The 17,039-nt window shown below is 58.6% G+C and carries 20 protein-coding genes and 2 pseudogenes; 12 read left to right on the top strand and 10 right to left on the bottom strand.

The features are described 5' to 3' along the window. The 4 genes from QRN41_RS15280 to QRN41_RS15265 all read left to right on the top strand — a co-directional run. The coding region (locus QRN41_RS15280; protein WP_285421778.1) for a hypothetical protein at positions 1-266 on the top strand (266 nt) is incomplete at its 5' end. A gap of 152 nt (positions 267-418) precedes the next feature. Continuing rightward, a complete protein-coding gene (locus QRN41_RS15275; RefSeq protein WP_213634308.1) occupies positions 419-595 on the top strand; it encodes a hypothetical protein in 177 nt (58 codons plus the stop codon). Between the two features lie 250 nt (positions 596-845). Next, on the top strand, positions 846-1,037 hold the full coding sequence (locus QRN41_RS15270; RefSeq protein WP_285421777.1) for a hypothetical protein: 192 nt from the start codon (positions 846-848) through the stop codon (positions 1,035-1,037). A gap of 214 nt (positions 1,038-1,251) precedes the next feature. Then, complete coding sequence (locus QRN41_RS15265) at positions 1,252-1,566, top strand: hypothetical protein (protein WP_285421776.1); 315 nt, start codon at positions 1,252-1,254, stop codon at positions 1,564-1,566. 622 nt (positions 1,567-2,188) lie between these two features. Here the strand turns inward: QRN41_RS15265 and QRN41_RS15260 are convergent. Continuing rightward, positions 2,189-2,818: a TetR/AcrR family transcriptional regulator gene (locus QRN41_RS15260; RefSeq protein WP_285421775.1), complete on the bottom strand. Its 630-nt coding sequence runs from the start codon at positions 2,816-2,818 to the stop codon at positions 2,189-2,191. Positions 2,819-2,924: 106 nt separating this feature from the next. Between QRN41_RS15260 and QRN41_RS15255 the strand changes: the two genes are divergently transcribed. The 4 genes from QRN41_RS15255 to QRN41_RS15240 all read left to right on the top strand — a co-directional run bounded on the left by QRN41_RS15255 (position 2,925) and on the right by QRN41_RS15240 (position 5,497). Further along, complete coding sequence (locus tag QRN41_RS15255) at positions 2,925-3,818, top strand: NAD(P)/FAD-dependent oxidoreductase (RefSeq protein WP_285421774.1); 894 nt, start codon at positions 2,925-2,927, stop codon at positions 3,816-3,818. A gap of 54 nt (positions 3,819-3,872) precedes the next feature. Further along, positions 3,873-4,250 (top strand): antibiotic biosynthesis monooxygenase family protein, encoded by a 378-nt coding sequence (locus QRN41_RS15250; protein WP_094065623.1) that lies wholly within the window; start codon positions 3,873-3,875, stop codon positions 4,248-4,250. Positions 4,251-4,273: 23 nt separating this feature from the next. Then, positions 4,274-4,558 carry an alpha/beta fold hydrolase gene (locus QRN41_RS15245; protein ID WP_285421773.1) on the top strand — a complete coding sequence of 95 codons (285 nt, stop codon included), beginning with the start codon at positions 4,274-4,276 and terminating at the stop codon, positions 4,556-4,558. 66 nt (positions 4,559-4,624) lie between these two features. Next, a complete protein-coding gene (locus tag QRN41_RS15240; RefSeq protein ID WP_285421772.1) occupies positions 4,625-5,497 on the top strand; it encodes a class I SAM-dependent methyltransferase in 873 nt (290 codons plus the stop codon). 414 nt (positions 5,498-5,911) lie between these two features. On the opposite strand, the gene QRN41_RS15235 is transcribed toward QRN41_RS15240, so the two are convergent. From QRN41_RS15235 to QRN41_RS15210, 6 genes are all read right to left on the bottom strand, one after another. Further along, positions 5,912-7,234, bottom strand: a complete 1,323-nt coding sequence (locus tag QRN41_RS15235) for a purine-cytosine permease family protein (RefSeq protein WP_285421771.1) — start codon at positions 7,232-7,234, stop codon at positions 5,912-5,914. A 111-nt stretch (positions 7,235-7,345) separates the two neighbouring features. Next, complete coding sequence (locus QRN41_RS15230) at positions 7,346-8,320, bottom strand: 5-oxoprolinase subunit C family protein (RefSeq protein WP_285421770.1); 975 nt, start codon at positions 8,318-8,320, stop codon at positions 7,346-7,348. Next, positions 8,317-9,189, bottom strand: coding sequence for a 5-oxoprolinase subunit B family protein (locus QRN41_RS15225; RefSeq protein WP_167418273.1), 873 nt, complete (start codon positions 9,187-9,189; stop codon positions 8,317-8,319). The genes QRN41_RS15230 and QRN41_RS15225 overlap by 4 nt, the downstream gene beginning before the upstream one ends. Then, positions 9,186-10,559 (bottom strand): acetyl-CoA carboxylase biotin carboxylase subunit, encoded by a 1,374-nt coding sequence (locus QRN41_RS15220; protein ID WP_285421769.1) that lies wholly within the window; start codon positions 10,557-10,559, stop codon positions 9,186-9,188. Before QRN41_RS15220 ends, QRN41_RS15225 begins: the two co-directional genes overlap by 4 nt. Before the next feature lie 10 nt (positions 10,560-10,569). Beyond that, positions 10,570-10,815, bottom strand: coding sequence for an acetyl-CoA carboxylase (locus tag QRN41_RS15215; protein WP_285421768.1), 246 nt, complete (start codon positions 10,813-10,815; stop codon positions 10,570-10,572). Positions 10,816-10,909: 94 nt separating this feature from the next. Then, positions 10,910-11,668, bottom strand: coding sequence for a 5-oxoprolinase subunit PxpA (locus QRN41_RS15210; RefSeq protein ID WP_285421767.1), 759 nt, complete (start codon positions 11,666-11,668; stop codon positions 10,910-10,912). Between the two features lie 125 nt (positions 11,669-11,793). Here QRN41_RS15210 and QRN41_RS15205 point away from each other — a divergent pair, with 125 nt between their 5' ends. After that, entirely contained in the window at positions 11,794-12,711 is a 918-nt protein-coding gene (locus QRN41_RS15205) for a LysR family transcriptional regulator (RefSeq protein WP_047882404.1), read from the top strand. Between the two features lie 64 nt (positions 12,712-12,775). Here the strand turns inward: QRN41_RS15205 and cynS are convergent, their stop codons facing one another. Both cynS and QRN41_RS15195 read right to left on the bottom strand, forming a co-directional pair. Next, positions 12,776-13,246 (bottom strand): cyanase, encoded by a 471-nt coding sequence (cynS, locus tag QRN41_RS15200; RefSeq protein WP_123479755.1) that lies wholly within the window; start codon positions 13,244-13,246, stop codon positions 12,776-12,778. Positions 13,247-13,309: 63 nt separating this feature from the next. Further along, on the bottom strand, positions 13,310-13,966 hold the full coding sequence (locus QRN41_RS15195) for a carbonic anhydrase (protein ID WP_167418275.1): 657 nt from the start codon (positions 13,964-13,966) through the stop codon (positions 13,310-13,312). 98 nt (positions 13,967-14,064) lie between these two features. Here QRN41_RS15195 and cynR point away from each other — a divergent pair, with 98 nt between their 5' ends. Continuing rightward, a complete protein-coding gene (cynR, locus tag QRN41_RS15190) occupies positions 14,065-14,988 on the top strand; it encodes a transcriptional regulator CynR (RefSeq protein ID WP_285421766.1) in 924 nt (307 codons plus the stop codon). 158 nt (positions 14,989-15,146) lie between these two features. Continuing rightward, positions 15,147-15,329, top strand: a pseudogene (locus tag QRN41_RS15185) (ribbon-helix-helix domain-containing protein); the annotation flags it as partial. Between the two features lie 331 nt (positions 15,330-15,660). Here the strand turns inward: QRN41_RS15185 and QRN41_RS15180 are convergent. Beyond that, entirely contained in the window at positions 15,661-15,978 is a 318-nt protein-coding gene (locus QRN41_RS15180) for a hypothetical protein (RefSeq protein WP_285421783.1), read from the bottom strand. Between the two features lie 647 nt (positions 15,979-16,625). Between QRN41_RS15180 and QRN41_RS26350 the strand changes: the two are divergent. Continuing rightward, positions 16,626-16,771, top strand: a pseudogene (locus tag QRN41_RS26350) (siphovirus Gp157 family protein); the annotation flags it as partial. Positions 16,772-17,039 lie beyond the last annotated feature (268 nt).

Below are 17,039 nucleotides of genomic sequence, written 5' to 3'. Positions count from 1 at the left end.
AGCTCAACCTCAATGGCCGTGTGATCAGCGATTTCGAGCGCGACGCACTGCACGAGGAAGTGCTGCGCACCCAGGGCGCCCTGCACACCCGCACCCGCTACGACCGCAATGGCCGTCTCAGCCAAAAGGCGCTGCACTACCAGCAGGTTGCCCGCGAAGTGTTGCCGTTGTTGCAGAAAGACTACCAGTACGACGCCAGCGACAACCTGATCATCGAGCGTCTGACCCAGCAAATACGTATTCGCATGCGCAAACGTGCTTTTTGACAGCAAATTCCACCTGTAAAAAAATATTTCACACGGTCCAAAACAACTTTCTACACTCACCATAAATGCCTTGATTGCTTCCTCAGAATGCTCAGGCAGGATCGCACCACACCGCAAGTCAGTTGCTTTTCCCGCAAGAGAGGACAAGGGTCATGCCATCAACCAAGGGTGTTTCACAGCTTATATTTGTGTTCTGGCCGAAACGGCGGCTGCGCGCCCTCACGGATGAAGAGGCACGTTTGATTGAACACTTCCGCACGCTGTCAGAAACCGACCGCGTGGCCATGTGCTATTTGACCTGCGCCTTCAAGGAAGTGTCCCGTTTTTGACAGGCTTACGCCCTCCCACCGGCAACCCGACGATTGATGCCTGTGGGCGGGCTCCCCACTCAATCGTGCCTCGATTCAGTCGACCTTGAAAGACCACTCCTACACCTCTACCAAGCACTTCCGACGGCCCATTCCGAAAAACCTAACAGTCACGAAAAATGACGAGCCCATCTCTCCGATAAACGTTATTTATTTAGATGTTCTGGGCAAGCAGCCCATGCCTCCATTCACCTCATGAAAGGCTAGAATCATGCTAAATACTTCGTTTATCTCCTCACTGGGTACCGACGTCGGTACATCCCTACGGCCCCGCCAACTCAATCGAGAGGAAGAGCAACTGATCCGCTACTACCGCTTATTGTCAGAACAAGACCGTGAAGCGGTGCGCTGTCTGATGTTTGCGGTCAAGGAAACCAGCCGGCCCGAACGCCCTCGCCAATGAAAAGTGACGCAGTCACCTGTCAGCGAACGATGAAGTACCTGCGAGGTTTGGACACGTTGCCGGGAACCCGCCGACACCGCCTGGCCGATGGAGTTTTCCTACCCAGCCGAGGCATGTCTGCCGCCCCCAAAAGCATCTCCATTGCGAGCGTGATTGTGACCGCGACTTCGTCGCCGAAATATTTTGCCCTGCTAGAGTACGAAGTCCTTTCACGATGGAGGATCTGCGTAGCCCCATGCCCGCCTTCGTCACCCTCCAGCCACGATTCCCCTTCGGCGGCCTGACCTTTTCCAGCCGTGTGGACGCCCTGATCCGACAGGATCTGCTCGATCCTCTACCCTATGTGCGCCGGCACATCTGCGGCGACTGGGGCGATGTGCGCGCAGAGCATCGACGCTACAACGACGCGGCTCTGGAACTCGGCGGCTACCTGCTGTCGTCCTACACCATCTGTGATGGACTGGACCTCTGCATCTTCACCGAAGCAGACCGGGGCCTTACTGCGGTGTTCCTGCTGGATGAGTACTGACAGCCACAAAACCGGCACGTTCCTGATGCGGTTTAACTGACGCCAACTGCCCCTCGCCCGATCACGCTGCCCCCATGTTCGCTGGCGTCGCCGACAACGTCCCAGGCGGTCAAAGCCTTCAAGACTGCGGTGCGCCAACGGCGCATTGGCCGCTTCCTACCTTAACCTTCCGTCATCCCAAGGGACACCCACCCTTGCGGTTGGGGAGTCCCGCTGTTGCTAGGCGACCCCGAGAGTTTGTAACAGAGTTCTACTATGTTCTATAAAGGCTTATAAAACATCAGCTTAAAGCATCTGCAATCCATGGACGTCCGTCCAATTTCAAGGGGTTCCGCGGCTCAATGAACAGCGCACCTTCGCCTACGTAGCCGAGATGGTCTTGGCGGCAGGGCCAGACGATAAAGCCGTTCGCCGAACAGAGTGCGCAGACTTAAGCTTAAGATCCCGCGAATTGGCCCAGCAATTAAATGCTGGGCCAGGAGGGTGAGTTAAAGCAATGCAGTGGAAAGCATACCCAAGGCTCCCAGGATGAAGCCGATAAGTGCCCCCCGCCCTGGCGCTTCATGGAACAGAGACCAGTAGTGTCCAGTTAACGACCGACATCAGGCGTTCAAATCAACCGCTAAACACCGTGCGCTGCGATGAACATGGCGACGGCCGACCGGCAATAGGATTCGACTTCATTGTCGTCCTTTGCCTTCGCCTCATCGAAGCGGGCGATCATCAGAAGATCGGACCCTTTGATAAGCGCGGCAAACAAACGGGCAGACTCCAAAGGGTCGGGCACATTTAGCATCGCCTCCGCGTGTAAGTGCCGCAACAGGGCCTCGATTTGGGCAATGACATAGGCGGGACCGGCTTCGTAATGGAGCTTGCTCAACGACTTTTGCTTCGCCTTGTCGACCATGATCATGGCCTCAACATTGCGCACTTCCGGACTCAACAGTGTGCGCAGCAGGAATGTCCCCACCGCCATGAGCTGATCTGCAGCCGAGCCGTCGACGCCTTCAACAATGGCCTGCGGTGCAAACTGATGGCAGTGGGCCGCGATGGCCGCGCTGAACAGCGCCTCCTTGTTCTCGAAGTGCCGGTAGATGCTTAGCTTGGATATTTTTGCCCGCTGGGCGACCTTGTCCATCGTTGTCGCTTGAAACCCCAACTCCATAAAAAGTTCGGCGGCGGCGTCGACAATCGTTTGGCTGAGCGCCTCGTTGGCTGGCCGGCCGCGCCGGGTCTGGCAAATTTCGGTCATGAGAATTCCAGTACTTGACAGTATCTTAACTATGGAATTATGGTACTCGTAAGTACTGTAAAAGTAAAATTCAAGTCCCTTCAGCCACAACGCGGAGCCTATCACCATGAATGACGTCATCATTATCGGCGGCAGTTTCGCGGGTCTTGCCGCCGCTCTACAGCTTGGTCGTGCGCGCCGAAAAGTCACCGTTCTCGATACGGGTCTTCCGCGTAATCGCTTCGCCAAGCACTCGCATGGTTTGCTTGGCCACGATCACAAGCCACCGCAAGAGATTCTGGCCGAAGCGCGGCAACAGCTTGCGCGCTACCCTACGGTCAGTCTTGTCACTGCCCGGGCCGAGAATATCTCTGGAACCATTGACGATTTCTCCATCCTCACTGGCGATGGCGAAAGCCACAGGGCGCGCCGGCTGATCCTGAGTTATGGCGTCGTCGACCAGATGCCTGAACTTCCCGGCTTTGCCGAAGGCTGGGGAACCTCCATCGTACCCTGCCCCTATTGCGACGGCTTTGAAGTTGCGGGCCGGCATTGGGGCCTCGTCTGGTCCGGTCCGCCGTCGCACAACTACGTCAAGCTATACCATGACTGGACCGACACATTGACGGTCTTTGCCAATGGTCACGACATTCCACCCGACATCCGCGCCGATCTGGCGCGCCGCGGCAACCCTGTCGTTGATAGCCGAATCACCGAAATCGAGCATAACGAGAGCCACAACACCACCGTCAGGCTCGACGCCGGCCCCTCTGTTGCGGTCGACATCCTATTCGCGCATCCGCGCAACAAGCCCTCCGCACGTCTGCATGAATCACTGGGCCTCGCCACGGTCGATACGCCCCTGGGTACCGCGCTCAAGGTCGACGAGCGCCGCGAAACCACTGTGCCCGGCGTCTACGCTGCCGGCGACCTTGCCAACCCTCTCATGGCATCTGTCAGCACGGCTTCATGGCAAGGCGTGATGGCGGGCATCTTCGCCCAGCAGTCGATGCTGGTTTGAGATCAAGCAGCACCGAGCACACTAACTTCAATTTCAATAGACGCGAGCGCCACCATGGAAGTCCTAAAAAAATTCAAGCCGCTAGACGATAAATTCCCGTTTGAGCGCCAACTCGGCATCTCGGCTGCGCCAATCGTACTTATCAATATATTTACGGTCGGTTCCACCGACGAAGCGGGCTTCCTGGACGCCTTCAAGGCTGCAGGCGAAACCCTGAAGAAGCAGCCGGGCTTCATCTCCACCCAACTGCACCGAGCGATCGGTGATAGCCCGACCTTCCTGAACTATGTGGTGTGGGAGTCCACCGAGACGCTCCGCGATGCCTTCGCCCGTCCCGAATTCGTCGCGAAGGTATCGGCCTATCCGTCATCCGTCGTTGCCACCCCGCACCTGTTCCAGAAGGTCGCCGTCCCCGGCTTCTGCACCGCCTGACTCCGGAAATATAACAAGCCGCGATGGCCGGCATCTTCGACCAGCAGTCGATGCTGGCTTGGGAGCACCGATTAGAGATGAGTTTGGAGGCGCGCGCGTCCAAGACCGCGGGGCCGTTCAACTTCGCAGCCCTCACCAGCGATGTGCTCGCGCTGATCGACCGCTGCATCCTCCTCCCCGCGCAGGTCGACGACCGACATCGGTTCGCCGCCCCGCACGCGATGGAGGTCATCCCCGGTGTGGGTCATTTCCTGCACATTGAGGCCCCTGGGGCGATCGCGGAACGGATCACGGCGTGGGCCAAGTAACGCCCTCCCCTCCTTGCCTCGATCAAAGGCTAGCTGGTTAAACACTAATCAAAACGAGAAGATGTCATGACAGAGCAAAAAACCTATCAGGGCGCCGACTGGAATGGCCAAAGCGGAGAGTACTGGGTCGCCAACCAGGCCCGGCTTGACGCCATGTTTGCGGTATTTGGCCAGGCCGCGATAGAAGCCGCAGCGCCCGCCACGGGTGAGCGCGTGCTTGACGTCGGTTGCGGCGCAGGCGCGTCCAGTCTGGCTTTGGCTGCCCGCGTCGGCGCGGGCGGACATGTGCTGGGAGTGGACATATCCGAACCGCTGATTGGACGAGCGCGCGAGCTTGCGCCGCAGGATACGCCGGTGCTGTTCCAGGTGGCCGACGCCAGTCACGCCGAGCTGCCCGAGGGCGCGTTTGACATGCTTTTCTCGCGTTTCGGGGTGATGTTCTTCGACGATCCGACAGGGGCGTTCACCCATATGCGACGCGCGCTCCGGCCGGGCGGTCGGGTCGCTTTCATCTGCTGGCGCGGCGTGGCCGAGAACGATTGGGTGCGCCTTCCGATGGGCGCGATCCAGGGCATCGTCCCGCTGACCGCACCGCCTAATCCTGAAGCACCCGGACCATTCTCGTTCGCTGACCGGGGACGGGTGACACGTATCCTGACGGCCGCTGGCTTTACCGATGTCACTTTTGCGCCGTTCGGTGTTTCCATCCCGTTCGGTGAAGGCGAGACTCGGGATGCGGCTATCGACGACGCGGTAAGGATGGCATTCGAGGGCGGCCCGCTGTCGCTTGTGCTCGCGCAGCAAAGCGATGACATCCGCACCCAAGCTTCAGCGGCGGTTCGCGCCGCTTTCGCCGGCCTCCCCGGCGAGCGGTCGGTGATGATCGACGGCGCGGCGTGGATCGTCACGGCACGTAATCCGGCAGCCAGCGCCTGTTAGCAGGGATGACGCCCTCCTATGCTCAGTAAAGCAGGGCGACTTAGATTGATGTCCCTTGGTTTGGTGATCCCTCCCTGGCAAAGTGATAGCGTCCGCTTTTTTGGCAGGTAGTTGCCGCTTGCCCACATCCGCTTCTGGCCGATTATGTTGGAAAGTCGGCTTCGACTTGCACAGCAAAAAAGTACGCGCCTGAGATTGAAATCTGGATTTTGCGCAGAAGGTTCAGGTGTCTTTCACGTAGTAGCGTGCAAACAAGATGTTTTCACCTTCACTATTCGCGCGTTTGGGCGAGCAGGCTTTTTCAACGGCATCGGCCAGAAGCGGTCACTGAAAGCCCATCAGCGAATGTGTAATGAGCTTCCCATAGCCGGCTCCTTTAGAGCAGGCTGGTACGGGATCAGTGACCGCAAAACTCTACTCCGCCATCCGTAACCGCAACCAGCTTCGATGGGATAAGCCTGCTTGCAAGGCAAATGCAACTATCACGGTAGATGGCGCGGAAAAGCTGCTCAGGCCGCCGCGGGAGAACATCAACGCAAGGCCCAATGCGGTGGCGCCAAACCAGGCCGTCAAGCCCACAGGGTTAAATGCGACCACCCGTTCGAGCTGTGCCATGTCGCTGCGTCCGTAGACAATCTGCGCCAACGCCACACCCACCCAGGCCACCACGAAAATCCCCTGGTAAGCCAAGGCTTTGAGTAGATACGCGAACACATCGGCGAGCATCAGGCCATATACGATCACCCCGACCACCAATGCCCATACCAGGTACGAACCACGCAGGCCAAACCGTGCAAAAAACGCCTGCATGTTCAGGGTCGCCAAGTAATAGTTGGCGGTGTTGATCCGGGTTTGCGTGGCCCAGACAAACAGCAATCCCCACAAGCCCATCAACTGCAAAATCGCCATCACCACCGAGACTTCGTTCAGGGCCCCTTCGTGGGGAATGCTGCTGACCAGGTAAATGCCCGCCGCGCCGTTGAGCAGAAACGTCACTGCGTAGAACGGCATGCCGAAGTTCCAGCGACCGTGGTACTCGGCGTCTTCAAGCTTGCCGAAACGCGCATAGTCGAAGGTGAACAGCATCAATACCCAGACGCCCATGTAGGCGACAAAACAATCCCACCAGCCGAATGCGCTAGGCGTTGCCGGGCCGAAATCCAGCCATTGCGGCTGGTAGCCATAACGGCTGATCGATAGTCCCACGGCCACCAGCAAACCACCGAGATACACCGGCAACAACACACCGTTGAGCTTGTCCAGCCAGTGCTGCACGCTGCCCAGGATCATCGGCACGCTGTAGAGCACCACCGCCAATGCCGCCAGCGGATAGACCAGTTCCGGGTACAGGTGATTGAACGCGACGGCGATCACCGAACCCTCGAACACCGCGTAATAGATCGCGGTCGAGAAGAAAATCAGCGTCGCCAGGCATGCCCCGGTGCTGCCGAACAACAGTCGTGAGAACAACGCCACCGACAAACCGCTGCGAATCGCAAAGCGGCTGAGAACGCTGTTGACCAGTCCATAACTGATCACCGACAGGACCATGCCGATCAGCGCATTGCGCGCACCGAACGACAATGCCAATGAAGCACCCACTACGATGTAAAACATCGCACTGCACACCGCCCACCACGCCATGGTCAGAGACAGTCGCCCCATGCGCGCTTCGGTGGAAACAGGATAATGCGCCGGGTCTTGCCCGGTTTGACTCGATTGCGATAAAGCAGCCATATGCGTGAACTCCAAAACCAGTCAATGGTTGAAGCGCGGGCAGCCGTCACCGCACCGAAGTGCGGCGTTGGCGTACCGTTTGGCATGGCCCGCGCTAAACGGCGGGCAGAATCAGGAAGGGAACAGCTTGCTCAGGCAGCTAAGTTTTTTCTTATAGGTACGTCGCGCTTCCAGCGCCTCTTCGAGGGTTACCGCAACAAAGCGGGCCTTCTGGTTGGGTTGCATCTGGCCGATCAAATCGAGGTCGGCGCTGATCACCGTGCCAATCATCGCGTAGCCGCCACCGGACACCGCATCTCGGTGCAGCACGATGGGTTCGAGCCCGGCGGGCACCTGGATCGAGCCGATCGGGTAGCAACTGTCGACGATATTCGACGGATCGGAACCGGCGCCGAACGGCTGCTCTCGGGGCTGAAAGCTCAGCGCGCTGCCGCCCTTGAAGCGATAGCCGATGCGATCGGCTTCCGAACCGACCGTCCACGGCTCGGCGAAAAAGCTTTTCGCGGCCGATTCGGTCAAGCGGTGGTAGTACAAACCGGGCACCACTCGCAGGGTGATTTCGCCACCCAATGATTGCCGTAACGTCATGGGCAAACTGGCTCCGGCGCGGCTCTTGCCACTGGCGATGCCCACCGGCAACTCGTCGCCTGCAATCAGGCGTCGCCCCTGAAAACCGCCGAGCGCGCCGAGCGCATAGGTGGAACGACTGTTGAGCACCACCGGCACATCAATGCCGCCGGCCACCGCCACATAAGCGCGGGCACCAGCCTTGGGAAAATCAAAGCGCAACACTTGCCCGGCCTTCACGGTGAACGCGGTGTCGTGGTGCATTTCCACGCCATCGACCCAAGGCGTCATGTGCGCGCCGCTGACCGCCACCAATGCATCCTGCTGAAACTCCAACTCAGGCCCGAGCAACGTGCATTCCAACCCCGCCAAACCGGCCGGGTTGCCGACCAATTGGTTGGCCGCGCTCAAGGCGTATTGATCGAGTGCGCCGGACGGCGGAATGCCCAAGTGGTAATAGCCTTCGCGGCCCAGGTCTTGTACCGAAGTGGCGAGGCCGGGTTTAAGAACCTTAATCATGCCAACACCTCCTGCAGCGACTTGGGATAGCCAACGGGATCGGCGAGGAACGCGTCCAGCGAAAACTCCACCGGCCGAATCCGCAGATCAAAGCAACCGGCGTCCACTTCGGCCACCGCGTGGTCGTAAGCCTCACGGTCCATCGGTTTGAACTGCACGATGTCGCCTGGACGGAAAAACACCATGTGTTCTTTCAGGTACGCGAGGTTCTGTTGCGGGTCGTAGATCGGCGCGGGGGTCACGCCAAACATCTGATAACCGCCGGCGCCGCGCACCGAGTAAATGCAACCAAAGCAACCGCCATGGCCCAAGGTCAATTTCGGCGTGTCGGTGCGTGGGCGCAGGTACTTGGGCACCTGCAACTGACGCTCGCGCTCAACCATCTGGAACATGAACGGCAACCCCGCAACGAAGCCGACCATCGAGACAAACCACGGCGCGCCACTGTGGGCCGCGATGAACGCATCGACGTCGGCCAAACCATTGATGCGTGCGGCGTATTCCAGGTCCGTGGCGCTCGGGTCTTGGTGGCGGTCGCGAAAACGCATCAGGGTTTCGTGAGTCCAGGGATCGTTGTAGAGCACCGGAATTTCGATAATCCGCGTCTGTAAGGTGCGCTCGGCGACGGCTCCGGCCTCGGCGGTTTTTACCGCTTCAAGCAAGGTGTGCGGGGCGATGCGATCCGGGTCGAAACGAATCTGGAACGACGCGTTGGCCAGGCAGATATCGAGCACGCCATCCAGCGCCAGCCGTTCCACGGCGCGGGTGACGGCCAGTCCTTTGAAAAACGCGTCCAGGGACATGCTGTCGCTGACTTCGGCAAATAAATGCTCATCGGCGCCAAAGCTGTAGCGGATGGGCGTACTCATGCTTCACCTCCGCTGCGGCGCTCGACCAGCCAGGTTTCCAGGGTGCCGGTGTGAAAGTCGGCGCTGTGCAGCCACGGTTGTTCCAGCAATTCACCGTGCAACGCCAAGGTGTTGGCCATACCGGTGAGCGTGGTGTTCGCCACCGCCATTCGCGCTCGGGCCAGAGCTTCGGCGCGATCCGCACCGTGAATAATCAGTTTGGCCAGCAGCGAGTCATAGTACGGCGGCACCCGGTAGCATTGAAACAGATGCGTATCGACACGAACGCCCTCCCCTTGCGGCCAGATCAGTTGCTCGACCAGGCCTGGACTCGGGAAGAAGTTCCGTGCCGGGTCTTCAGCATTCAGGCGCATTTGCAGGGCCGCGCCGTTGAGTCGAATGTCGCTTTGCTTGAAGCCCAGCGGCTCGCCGCCAGCGATGCGCAACATGGCCTGGACCAGGTCGATGCCCGTGATCAGTTCGCTGACCGGGTGCTCTACCTGAATCCGGGTGTTCATCTCGATAAAGAAAAACTCACCAGTAGTATCGTCATACAGGTATTCCAGGGTGCCGGCGCCCTTGTAACCCAGGGATTCAGTCAGGCGTACCGCGCTGGCGCACAGCGTTTCCCGTTGCTGCTGGCTGAGGACTGGCGATGGCGCTTCTTCGAAGATTTTCTGCCGCCGCCGTTGCAGCGAACACTCGCGCTCAAACAAATGCACGGCGTGCTGACCGTCGCCCAGCACTTGCACTTCAATATGCCGGGCCCGGCTGATAAACCGCTCCAAGTACACCGCACCATTGCCAAACGCCGCTTGGGCTTCGCGCTGGGAACGAGGGAATTCTTCGCTCAGCTGCTCGGCGTTTTCCGCCAGCCGAATACCGCGCCCGCCGCCACCGGCCGAGGCTTTGATCAACAGCGGGAAGCCAACGGATTCGGCAGCCTTGAGCGCCGATTCAACGTCGAACAGTTCATCCGGCGAACCCGGCACTACCGGCACGCCGGCGGCTTGCGCCGTGCGCCGCGCCTCGGCTTTATCGCCCATGCGCCGGATCGTCTCCGCGCTCGGGCCGACAAAAATGGCGCCGGCAGCCACCACTGCTTCGGCGAAGTCGGCGTTCTCCGACAGAAAGCCGTAACCGGGATGCACCGCGTTGGCGCCCGTTGCGTTCAAGGCGCCGAGCAAGGCCTCGACATTCAGGTAACTTTTGTCGGCGCGGGCCGGGCCGAGAATATGCACCTCATCGGCCATGCGCGCAGCCTGGGAGTCGACGTCCGCCTCGCTGCACGCAGCAACGGTAGGAATGCCCAGTTCCTTGGCCGCGCGGATGATCCGCACGGCGATCTCGCCACGGTTGGCAATCAGCAATTTATGAATGGCGTGAGTCATGATCGTGCCCTCACTCGCCATCGAGTGTTGCGACGACTTGACCCGGTTCCACCGGATCACCGTCTTCTACCAAAAAGGCATTGAGGCGACCGGCCGTCCCGGCGGTCAGTTCGGAGAACTGCTTCATGACCTCGATCAGGCCAATCACCGTGTCGGCGCTGACCTGCGCGCCGACCTCGACGAAGTTCGCCGATTCCGGGGTAGCTTTGCGGTAGAAGGTCCCCGGCAACGGGGTGATTACAGTGCGTTCGGCCATGTCTGTTCCTCTTGGAATAGTTGTAGAAAGGCAGGCAAAAAGTAAATCGGTGAGTCAACCCTGGCGTCTGTGTGCCAGGTGTTTTCATTCGGTCTCAGCGCGGTGCTCGGACCTTTATGCCCGCGCCATCAAGTGCACGACGCGTGGCTTCGACCAACGCCAGGGCACCCGGCGTGTCGCTGTGCAAACAGATGGAGTCGAACTCAATCGCCAGGTCCTCGCCCTCGACGGTGCGCACCACGCCTTGTTGGCAAGCACGTAGCACTCGCTTGGCGACGATGGCCGGGTCGTAAGCTCGCACGTTGCGGGTGAAAACGATGGAGCCGCTGAGGTCGTATTCGCGGTCGGCGTAGAACTCGCGGACCACCGGTTGCCCCAGTTCCGTGGCAACCCGCCAGATCACCGACTTGGGCATGCAATACAGCAGCAACTCCGGTTCCAGACGTTGGAGGTTCTGCACCAGCAAACGGGCAGCCTCTTCGTCCCGGGCCAGATGCATGTAGAGCGCGCCGTGGGGTTTAATGTGTTGCAGGGCCACGCCTTGAGCCCGGGCGAGTTCACGCAAGGCGCCCAACTGATAGAGCATGTCGTCGACCAGTTCTTGGGCCGGTGCATTGATGTGCCGACGGCCAAAACCCACCAAGTCGCGAAACCCCGGATGCGCGCCGATGGCCACGCCCAGGCGCTTGGCCTGCTCGACGGTGCGGCGCATGGTGCCGGGATCACCGGCATGAAAACCGGTGGCAATGTTGGCCGAACTGATAAAGCCCATCAGCTCATTGTCGACACCATCGCCGATGGTCCAGGGGCCAAAGCCTTCACCCATGTCCGAGTTGAAATCTACTGCCTGCATGACGCTTGCTCCCGACGCTTGTGACTTCATACAGGCCAAGTTAAATTCCTGCCTACCCCTTGGGAAGATCTATTATCAGATAGGCCATCTTCTGAAAAACAGATACCTCATCGTCCGGAGTGCTAATGTCCCTGACCCTGCGCCAAGTACGCTATTTCGTCGCTACCGCCGAGATCGGGCAAATCTCTCAAGCCGCAATTCATCTGAATATTTCCCAATCCGCAGTGACCACGGCGATCAAGGAACTGGAAGGCATTCTCGGCACGCTGTTGTTCCAGCGCTCGGCCCAGGGCATGAGCCTGACCGACGCCGGGCGGCACTTTTTGAACCGGGCCTACGTGATTTTGCGCAGCGTCGATGACGCGTTGAACAGCCCGTTGCCGGATATCCGCGCCAGTGGCGTGTTGCGCTTAGCGGCAAGCTACACGGTGATCGGCTATTTCCTGCCGCACCATCTGCAGCGCCTAGAACACTGGCATCCGGACGTGGCGATTGAAGTCCATGAACAGGAACGGCAAGCGATTGAACAAGGCTTGTTGGAAGGTCGTTTTGATATGGCCGTGGTGCTCACCGCCAACCTCACGCACCCGGACATCGTTTCGGAGATTCTCTTCAACTCCGAACGGCGGTTATGGCTGCCCAGCCACCATCCGCTGTGCGAGCGCTCGGCGGTCAGTCTCGCCGACGTTGCGAAAGAACCCTACATCCTGCTGACCGTCGACGAAGCCGAACAAAGCGCTATGCGCTACTGGGAACATGCGCATCAGCAGCCAAACGTGCGGGTGCGTACCAGCTCAGTCGAAGCGGTGCGCAGCATGGTCGCCAATGGCAGCGGCGTGGCAATCCTCTCAGACTTGGTGCACCGCCCCTGGTCATTGGAAGGAAAACGCATCGAAACCCTGACAGTCACCGATAAGGTGACGCCGATGAGTGTCGGATTGGCGTGGCATCGCGAGCGCGAATTCAGCCCGGCAATGCAGGCTTTTCGTAACTATTTCCACGATGCATTTTTGGCACCGCAACAGCTGTCTGCGCGCCGCTGAAACAGCAGACATACCCTATGCGTGGCCCGAGCCCCTAGCGGCCTCGGGCCAAGTTTTCATTCAATCAGAACGGTTTGGTAGGCAGGTACTTACCGTCCAGCGTGATGACGGCACGCGAACCGCCGTCTGGGTCGTCCACTTTTTTGACATCCAGTTTGAAGTTGATCGCGCTGATAATGCCGTCGCCAAACTTCTCGTGGACCAGCGCCTTAAGCGTGGTGCCATACACCTGAATCATCTCGTAGAAACGGTAGATGGTCGGATCGGTCGGCACGCCATTACCGATGCTGCCGCGTACCGGGATGGTTTGCAGCAGCAGCACGGAATCCGCATCGAGGCCCAGGGTGTCGGCGACGACTTGGGCGGCGTTAGCCGGCAGCGGGTGCTGGCCAAGCAAGGCGGCGGTGACGAAGGCTTCGTGCAGGCCGGTGCCTTCGGCGATCTGGGCGAACGATAGGTCTTTACGAGCTTTGGCCAAGAGGATGACGTCGGTCAGGGCAAGGCGAGTGGTTTGGCTGATTTGCGACTGGATCATGGGGATTTCTCCGTGAGTAAAAAAGGCGCGTAGGCTTGCCTGCGATGCAGGTACCTGGGTACTTCAGTTGGAGCGAGGTATTGCAGGGATGCCGGCGCTCACTGGGTAGTCGGCCAAGGCCACGAACGTGCCGGTACGGCTGTCGAAAGCCTGGATGCAGCCGCTTTCGATGTCGTAGACCCAGCCATGCAGCGTCACGCGTTTTTCTTCAAGGGCCAGGCGCACAGACGGGTGCGTCTGGAGATTGGCCAACTGTGCGATCACGTTTTCGCGCACCATGGATGCGACTTTGGCGGGCTGATCGACGTGCTGGCGGGCTTCGTTGACCACTCGGCCGGAATCGGCGTAGCGCAACCAGCCGGCCACCGCAGGCATATGGTCCAGGCAGGTGCAGGTGGCGATGGCCGTCATGGCGCCGCAATCGGAGTGGCCGCAGATCACGATGTCGCTGACTTGCAAGGCAGCGACGGCGTATTCCACCGAGGCCGACACGCCGCCCGGCTCAGGGCCATAGGACGGCACGATATTGCCGGCATTACGGATCACAAACAGATCGCCCGGCTCACGCTGGGTGACCAGCTCCGGCACCAGGCGGCTGTCGGAGCAGGAGATGAACAACGCACGAGGGTTTTGCTGATTGGCCAGGTCTTTGAACAGACCGGCCCGCTTGGGAAAGGCATTGCGCTGAAACTTCAGAAAACCATCGATGATGTCTTGCATGGGATAACTCCTTGGCTCGCATTGCGATGAACCAAGATTACGGCGCCCTTAAAATAAGGTAAAAGTCTTATATATGATCAACTGCATCAGATAATCTTATGGAAACAAACAAGCTCGCTCGCCACCTTCAGTACTTTCTCGCCGTCGCGGAACATCAAGGTTTCACTAAAGCGGCAGCGGCCCTGCATGTCTCGCAACCAGCGCTGTCACAGCAAGTTCGACAACTGGAAGAAAGTCTGGGCGCTCAGTTATTTGATCGTTCAGGGCGCAAAACCCGCCTCACCGACGCCGGAGAGGTCTACTTGCGTCATGCGTTGCGGGCGGTGCAGGAGCTACAGCAAGGCAAACGGGCCATCCACGATGTGGGCGATTTGAGCCGGGGCACCTTGCGCATCGCCGTCACACCCACCTTCACCACGTACCTCGTCGGGCCGTTGGTGGACGCCTTTCACAGTCGCTATCCCAACATCACGTTGACCGTGCGTGAAGTTGCCCAGGAACAGATGGAGAACCAACTGCTGGCTGACGAGCTGGATGTAGGCATCGCCTTTGACGAGGTACACGCGCCCGACATCGACGCTTACCCCTTGCTGGTGGAAACCCTGGCGCTCGTGGTGAGCAGCCAACACCCGTTGGCAGGCCAGTCGTCCATCGGGCTGGAAGCGCTGAACAGCGAATCACTGATTGTGCTGAGCAAAGAGTTCGCCACCCGCGACCAGATCGACCGCTATTGCAACCAGCACGGTATCCGCCCGCGTGTAGTCATGGAGGCCAATGTGATCGGCGCCTTGATTGAGGTGGTGCGCAGGACTGCCTTGTCGACACTCTTGCCGGCTGCGATTGCACGGGCCCATCCCGAGTTGGTGGCGATTGAGCTGGCCCCGCAGCGCTTGCAGCGCACGGCGGTGTTGATGCAGCGCAAAGGGGTGTACCCCTCGGCGGCGGCGCGGGCGTTTATCGACGTGGCCAAAGCCGTGGCCGTAGCCCTGAATGATCATGAACGGGCAAACGCAGCCGATTGAGGCGCGTGGGCTGGCCTGCGAGCGCGCTGCGGGCTCCTCACTCCTCGTCCCTGGCCGTACCCGTACGACGCGTTTCATCAGACCCAAGCCTTTAACCACTTGGTCGCAAGCAAAAACGGCATGATATGCCAATGATCGAAGATACGGCTTACCGAAAAATGGAGTTCATTGGGGCAACGAGAAACGTTGTGCTCACCGCTCACCAGGAACAAGTTATCCATGACTTTGATCAGTCTGGCAGCTATCAAAATGCAAGCGAAGTGATGCGAGAAGGTTTACGTTTATTGGAGCAGCGCGTCGGCCAAGACACCGCTAAAATTGAGGCCCTGCGTCAACCGACTCTGTGGGCATATTTTAGATTTTTTGAGCTGAAAATATTTTCCTAGAGCCCTGTCAAAATGTTCTTCGGCGACACGAGAGTTAGTAACAGAGTTCTACCATGCTCTATAAAGGCTTATAAAACATCAGCTTACAGCATCTTGACTCCATGGACGCCCGTCCAATTCCAAGGGGTTCCGCGGCTCAATGAACAGCACACCTTCGCCTACGTAGCCGAGATGGTCTTGGCGGCAGGACCAAACGATAAAACCGTTCGCCGAACAGAGTGCGCAGACTTAAGCTAAAGATCCCGCGAATTGGCCCAGCAATTAAATGCTGGGCCAGGAGAGTGAGTTAAAGCAATGCAGTGGAAAGCATGCCCAAGGCTCCCAGGATGAAGCCGATAAGTGCCCCCCGCCCTGGCGCTTCATGGAACAGAGACCAGACAACAACAGGCTCGAGAAGCAACAGAGACGTGACTGATACCACGGTGACGATCCAGATATCACCGACCGCAACGTAACCAAGCCAGTATGCTGCCAGTAGACAAATTCCTGCAAAACACATTAGCACCACGGGAAGCACTAGTGTTTCCCATGAAGCGCTACCTGTTTGGGCAAGCTTGGCGACTACCACCTCACTGTAGATTGCACAGAACTCACCGATCACCATCAAGCTTAGAGCAGAAACTCCGAGTAGTTCTTTGGACATATCAAAAACTCCTTCGTATTTAGAGCAATATTTTTCAGCTCCCAGCTGGTGATGCAGCTGACCAGAAGCTCGTTGCTGGAATACGAAGCAGCCTTGAATAAGCCTGAATTACCGAAATACCTTCCCATGCTCTTGTCCTTCAAAGGGTGTGAGTCTCAGCGTCAAACTAAGACACCGATCAGATCATACGGTCCCAGAACCATCCTGGACAACTAGCGCCACTGCAGCTGTCGTTAACTGCCCGACCCTCTCTATGAGAGCGCATTGGAGTGTGAACTGCGTACAGCCAGCCCACGCGAGAGCAAAGGCAGACAAACATCATGCGGTTCACACTCCGATGCGATCATGCAATCAACGTTGAAGAAAATTTGAATTAGCCAGTTGTCCGTCAGGTCAAGAATTATGAACGCAGTAAATCTGGCGAGGTAACAGCAGTGACTATCCAAGCAGAGACGCTCGTGCAACTGACTGAAGCACTCCGTGAGCGCGGGCTGAAATTGGTATCTGATGTCCACTTCATCCGTGCCCCGTATCGGAAAAATCACCGCTGGATCTGCTCGGTGGAGTAACGATCCATTTTGCTGACGGCCTGGCTCGTTAGCTGGCCGTTGGCCGAACTCAAGCGCATCGAGTCAAACAGCGTTTCTCGGACCTGCGCCGCAACATGGAAGCCGCCAATATCAAGTCGTTCAAGCGTCCGCTCTTCACCATCACACTGGCCATGAGCAGCGAACGGGTGATCGTGGACCACGAAGATCACAACCGGGCTGGTGAACGCCAATACCACCGGTATGCTGCTGAAGTCGTGTTGCTCCGGCACGCTAGCGGTTGAGGATAACGACGCACCGATTCGACTTCGACCAGATCGAGAAAGCCTACGATGTCTTCAAGCATGGGGCCGCTGAGAAGGCGATGAAGATCATCATCGACTATTGATCCTGGCGGGTGTGCGCCGTGCCCAGAAGGCACGGCGAGTGATGGAGCGAACTGGTTAAGTTCAAGACCTGAACTTAACCAGTTCG

The sequence above is a fragment of the Pseudomonas sp. efr-133-TYG-23 genome (genome assembly GCF_030209215.1).
GTDB lineage: Bacteria > Pseudomonadota > Gammaproteobacteria > Pseudomonadales > Pseudomonadaceae > Aquipseudomonas > Aquipseudomonas rhodesiae.
The sequence above is the reverse complement of the archived record's forward strand: the minus strand, read 5'-3'. Positions and strand labels throughout refer to the sequence as shown.

Coding starts and splice junctions, on each gene's coding strand:
- QRN41_RS15275 (WP_213634308.1), top strand. CDS start 419: ATGCCATCAACCAAGGGTGTTTCACAGCTTATATTTGTGTTCTGGCCG.
- QRN41_RS15270 (WP_285421777.1), top strand. CDS start 846: ATGCTAAATACTTCGTTTATCTCCTCACTGGGTACCGACGTCGGTACA.
- QRN41_RS15265 (WP_285421776.1), top strand. CDS start 1,252: ATGGAGGATCTGCGTAGCCCCATGCCCGCCTTCGTCACCCTCCAGCCA.
- QRN41_RS15260 (WP_285421775.1), bottom strand. CDS start 2,818: ATGACCGAAATTTGCCAGACCCGGCGCGGCCGGCCAGCCAACGAGGCG.
- QRN41_RS15255 (WP_285421774.1), top strand. CDS start 2,925: ATGAATGACGTCATCATTATCGGCGGCAGTTTCGCGGGTCTTGCCGCC.
- QRN41_RS15250 (WP_094065623.1), top strand. CDS start 3,873: ATGGAAGTCCTAAAAAAATTCAAGCCGCTAGACGATAAATTCCCGTTT.
- QRN41_RS15245 (WP_285421773.1), top strand. CDS start 4,274: ATGGCCGGCATCTTCGACCAGCAGTCGATGCTGGCTTGGGAGCACCGA.
- QRN41_RS15240 (WP_285421772.1), top strand. CDS start 4,625: ATGACAGAGCAAAAAACCTATCAGGGCGCCGACTGGAATGGCCAAAGC.
- QRN41_RS15235 (WP_285421771.1), bottom strand. CDS start 7,234: ATGGCTGCTTTATCGCAATCGAGTCAAACCGGGCAAGACCCGGCGCAT.
- QRN41_RS15230 (WP_285421770.1), bottom strand. CDS start 8,320: ATGATTAAGGTTCTTAAACCCGGCCTCGCCACTTCGGTACAAGACCTG.
- QRN41_RS15225 (WP_167418273.1), bottom strand. CDS start 9,189: ATGAGTACGCCCATCCGCTACAGCTTTGGCGCCGATGAGCATTTATTT.
- QRN41_RS15220 (WP_285421769.1), bottom strand. CDS start 10,559: ATGACTCACGCCATTCATAAATTGCTGATTGCCAACCGTGGCGAGATC.
- QRN41_RS15215 (WP_285421768.1), bottom strand. CDS start 10,815: ATGGCCGAACGCACTGTAATCACCCCGTTGCCGGGGACCTTCTACCGC.
- QRN41_RS15210 (WP_285421767.1), bottom strand. CDS start 11,668: ATGCAGGCAGTAGATTTCAACTCGGACATGGGTGAAGGCTTTGGCCCC.
- QRN41_RS15205 (WP_047882404.1), top strand. CDS start 11,794: ATGTCCCTGACCCTGCGCCAAGTACGCTATTTCGTCGCTACCGCCGAG.
- cynS (WP_123479755.1), bottom strand. CDS start 13,246: ATGATCCAGTCGCAAATCAGCCAAACCACTCGCCTTGCCCTGACCGAC.
- QRN41_RS15195 (WP_167418275.1), bottom strand. CDS start 13,966: ATGCAAGACATCATCGATGGTTTTCTGAAGTTTCAGCGCAATGCCTTT.
- cynR (WP_285421766.1), top strand. CDS start 14,065: ATGGAAACAAACAAGCTCGCTCGCCACCTTCAGTACTTTCTCGCCGTC.
- QRN41_RS15180 (WP_285421783.1), bottom strand. CDS start 15,978: ATGGTGATCGGTGAGTTCTGTGCAATCTACAGTGAGGTGGTAGTCGCC.